Source organism: Coxiella-like endosymbiont of Rhipicephalus sanguineus (genome assembly GCF_018687865.1).
This window is the reverse complement of record NZ_NIQB01000075.1, coordinates 1-2866: the sequence shown is the minus strand read 5'-3', so window position 1 is coordinate 2866 and position 2866 is coordinate 1. Positions and strand designations below refer to the sequence as shown.

The window sequence follows — 2866 nt, the reverse complement described above, 5'->3', positions numbered from 1 at the left end:
TTCAATGGACTATAGTTTACCGCTTTCTTAGATATTGATCCATATAACCGTCGCCATTCGACCGATTTGTCCTTTTTCTCGATAATTAAGAATAAAAAATCTGGTGATTGAAATAGGTACAAAACTAACCTCCGTAAATACGGTGGACGCCTAAATGATTGAGATTGATGGTGGCTAACTGATAAATGTTAGCCAACCAGCGGTCGTCTTTATGGGCGGTAAAGGCCTTTTGATAATCCATATGACGGTTAAGAAAAGCTTGTCGAACCTCCTCTCCAACTTTAAAAGCCCAGGGGCCGATAGCGAGCCTGAGGCATACCAGAAAATCATTGGGTGGAGCTTCAAACACTGCAAAAGTAAGTTAATTATTCCCGCCACTAAACCTCGCCAACCCACATGAACGGCCGCAACTTCACAGCCTTTAGTACTATCGGTGATCAAAATTGGTAAGCAATCAGCCGTTAGAGCAGTAAGCGGCATCGGCTGTGGAAGGGGGAAGTAGGTAGTTGATTAAGAGAAATAATTTGGTTGCTGTGGATTTGGTTAAGCCACACGGGGGTAGCGAGCAATTCTTAAGGACTGGATTAATTTTTGTCGGTTGGCTTGGACGATTACCGGATTATCATCCACATGAAGAGCTAAATTGCCTGCCTGGCGGATAGTAGTGGCAGTTTTAATATGAGGGAGTGTTGGCCAATCGGGAAAGATAAAGTTAGGTGGCATGGGCATTGTCTTGTGCTAAAGATTTTAATAAATCCAGCATATCTTTGGGTAGAGGAGCGTGCCACTCCATCGTTTGCTGGGTCAAAGGATGAGATAGCTGCAAAGTGGTTGCATGAAGCGCTTGACGATGAAAAGCTTTTAGAGTAGCTTTGAGTGAGTTGGAAAGAAAAGCGGGAACACCGATATGACTGCCATAGACGGGATCTCCGACGAGGGGATGATGAATATGGGCCATATGGACACGGATTTGATGGGTACGGCCCGTTTCTAACCGAATTCGAATATGCGTGTGTGCTCGATAGCGTTGAAGAATGCGAAAATGAGTGATTGCTTTTCGGCCATTGTCGAGGACGGCCATACGAGTGCGATGTATCGAATGACGTCCAATTGGAGCACTGATGGTTCGACCGGAAATAGGTATACCTTTTACAATAGCTTCATATTCTCGACTAATTTTTCGTGCTTTCATGGCGTTGGTTAATGCATGATGCGAGATTAAATTACGAGCGATTACAAGGAGCCCTGAAGTGTCTTTATCCAATCGATGAATGATTCCTGCGCGAGGGAGAATAGCTAATTGGGAATCATAATGAAGTAAGGCGTTGATTAATGTGTAGTTAAGAATACCGGCCCCAGGATGGACCACCAGCTCTGCGGGCTTATTAATAATAAGTAATGCTTCATCTTTGTAAAGGATGTTTAAAGGCAGTGCCTGAGCAATCCATCGACTTGGAGTAAGGTGCGCAGTTATTTCAATTATTTCAATCAGTTGATCGACTTTTACTTTTTCCCGTGTAAGCATTTTTTGAGTGCCATCGACGCGAACATGTCCGGCTTGAATCCAATTTTGTAGTTGGGAGCGAGAATAATCAGGAAATAACTTAGCCAAAGCTTGGTCAAGACGTACTCCCGCTAATTCAGTTGGAACGATGCCTTCTAAAGAAATTTTTTGAGAATTCATGGAGGGATGATATCAGATTCTGTAAGCCTTGACCCTCGCCTACTTTCTCATATCCTTCTTCATGAGATGAGCGATAAAACCACGGTTTCGTTCTAGAATGAGTTACTTTATAATGGCTGTGTTTTTGATCCTATAATGGCTGCGTTTTTTATAATTGCTAGCACAAGAAAAAGGACTCATGAAAAAGTTATTTTTTATTCTTACTTTTCTTTATCTCTGCATTTTAACGAGTTGTGCAGGAAAAGACGTTGATCCTTACCAAGTGTATCGTGGGGAAACCTCGATCAAATTATTTACGGCTGGTGAAAAAGCTCTGGCGAAAAAAAATTATTCAGAAGCTGTCAAAAATTTTGAAGCGTTGGATGCCATTTATCCGTTTGGTCCTCATGCCCAACAGGCTCAGCTCGATATTATTTACGTTTATTATAAAAATGGAGATATTCCTTCAGCTATCGTTGCAGCCGATCGTTATATTCGATTATATCCCCAAGGCCGTCATGTGGATTATGCTTATTACATGCGAGGGATTGTTGGATTTGATTTGGGATTATCTTGGGTACAAAAAATAGCGGGCGTAAATCCTGCGTCTCGCGATATAAGTACTTTGCAACAATCTTATAGAGCTTTCGCTACGCTCGTAGATACGTTTCCCCAAAGCCCTTATGTTCCCGATGCGTTGACACGTATGAAATATATTCGTAATTTAATAGCCCAACGCGAAATTATGATTGCCCAATTTTATCTGAAACGCCACGCTTATGTCGCAGCTGCTAATCGCGCTACGTACGTAGTGCAACATTTTCAAGGTTCGCCAGAGGTGATCAAAGGCTTGGCGATTATGGTCCAAGCTTACCGTGCGTTAGATCTCCCAAAAATGGCGGATTCCAGCTATCAGTTATTAAAAATTAATTATCCAAATTCGCCTGAGCTCCAAAAGTTACCCGGCTGAAATTCTTTGTAAATTAAGCTAAATAATTTGGTATTCAAAAAGAAAGCGCTTGCTTTAATATTTCTTTATTGGTTGGTTTAGAAATAAAATCATTCATACCAGCCGCGAAGCACCGTTGTTTAATTGGGCCGTTTTTCGACGTTAATGCGATAATCGATGTGCGCTACGACTTCCATGGAATGATTTTACAAACTTCGATGCCATTCATATCGGTTAACTGAATGTCTAAAAAA

Annotated in this window: 3 protein-coding genes and 1 pseudogene; 1 reads left to right on the top strand and 3 read right to left on the bottom strand. The window is 41.7% G+C overall.

The genetic code is table 11. The features are described 5' to 3' along the window. Positions 1 to 124 precede the first annotated feature (124 nt). From B1F79_RS04110 to rluD, 3 genes and pseudogenes are all read right to left on the bottom strand, one after another. A pseudogene (locus B1F79_RS04110) lies at positions 125 to 480 on the bottom strand (laccase domain-containing protein). A 63-nt stretch (positions 481 to 543) separates the two neighbouring features. Next, positions 544 to 723, bottom strand: a complete 180-nt coding sequence (locus tag B1F79_RS04105; protein WP_251366100.1) for a hypothetical protein — start codon at positions 721 to 723, stop codon at positions 544 to 546. After that, on the bottom strand, positions 713 to 1684 hold the full coding sequence (gene rluD / locus B1F79_RS04100; protein WP_251366099.1) for a 23S rRNA pseudouridine(1911/1915/1917) synthase RluD: 972 nt from the start codon (positions 1682 to 1684) through the stop codon (positions 713 to 715). The genes B1F79_RS04105 and rluD overlap by 11 nt, the downstream gene beginning before the upstream one ends. Positions 1685 to 1862: 178 nt before the next feature. On the opposite strand from rluD, the gene B1F79_RS04095 reads away from it, so the two are divergent. Then, positions 1863 to 2633: an outer membrane protein assembly factor BamD gene (locus tag B1F79_RS04095; RefSeq protein WP_251366098.1), complete on the top strand. Its 771-nt coding sequence runs from the start codon at positions 1863 to 1865 to the stop codon at positions 2631 to 2633. Positions 2634 to 2866: the final 233 nt, after the last annotated feature.

Bases quoted from the DNA above. Each gene is read 5' to 3' on its own strand.
- B1F79_RS04105 (WP_251366100.1), bottom strand. From the start codon at position 723: ATGCCACCTAACTTTATCTTTCCCGATTGGCCAACACTCCCTCATATT.
- rluD (WP_251366099.1), bottom strand. From the start codon at position 1,684: ATGAATTCTCAAAAAATTTCTTTAGAAGGCATCGTTCCAACTGAATTA.
- B1F79_RS04095 (WP_251366098.1), top strand. From the start codon at position 1,863: ATGAAAAAGTTATTTTTTATTCTTACTTTTCTTTATCTCTGCATTTTA.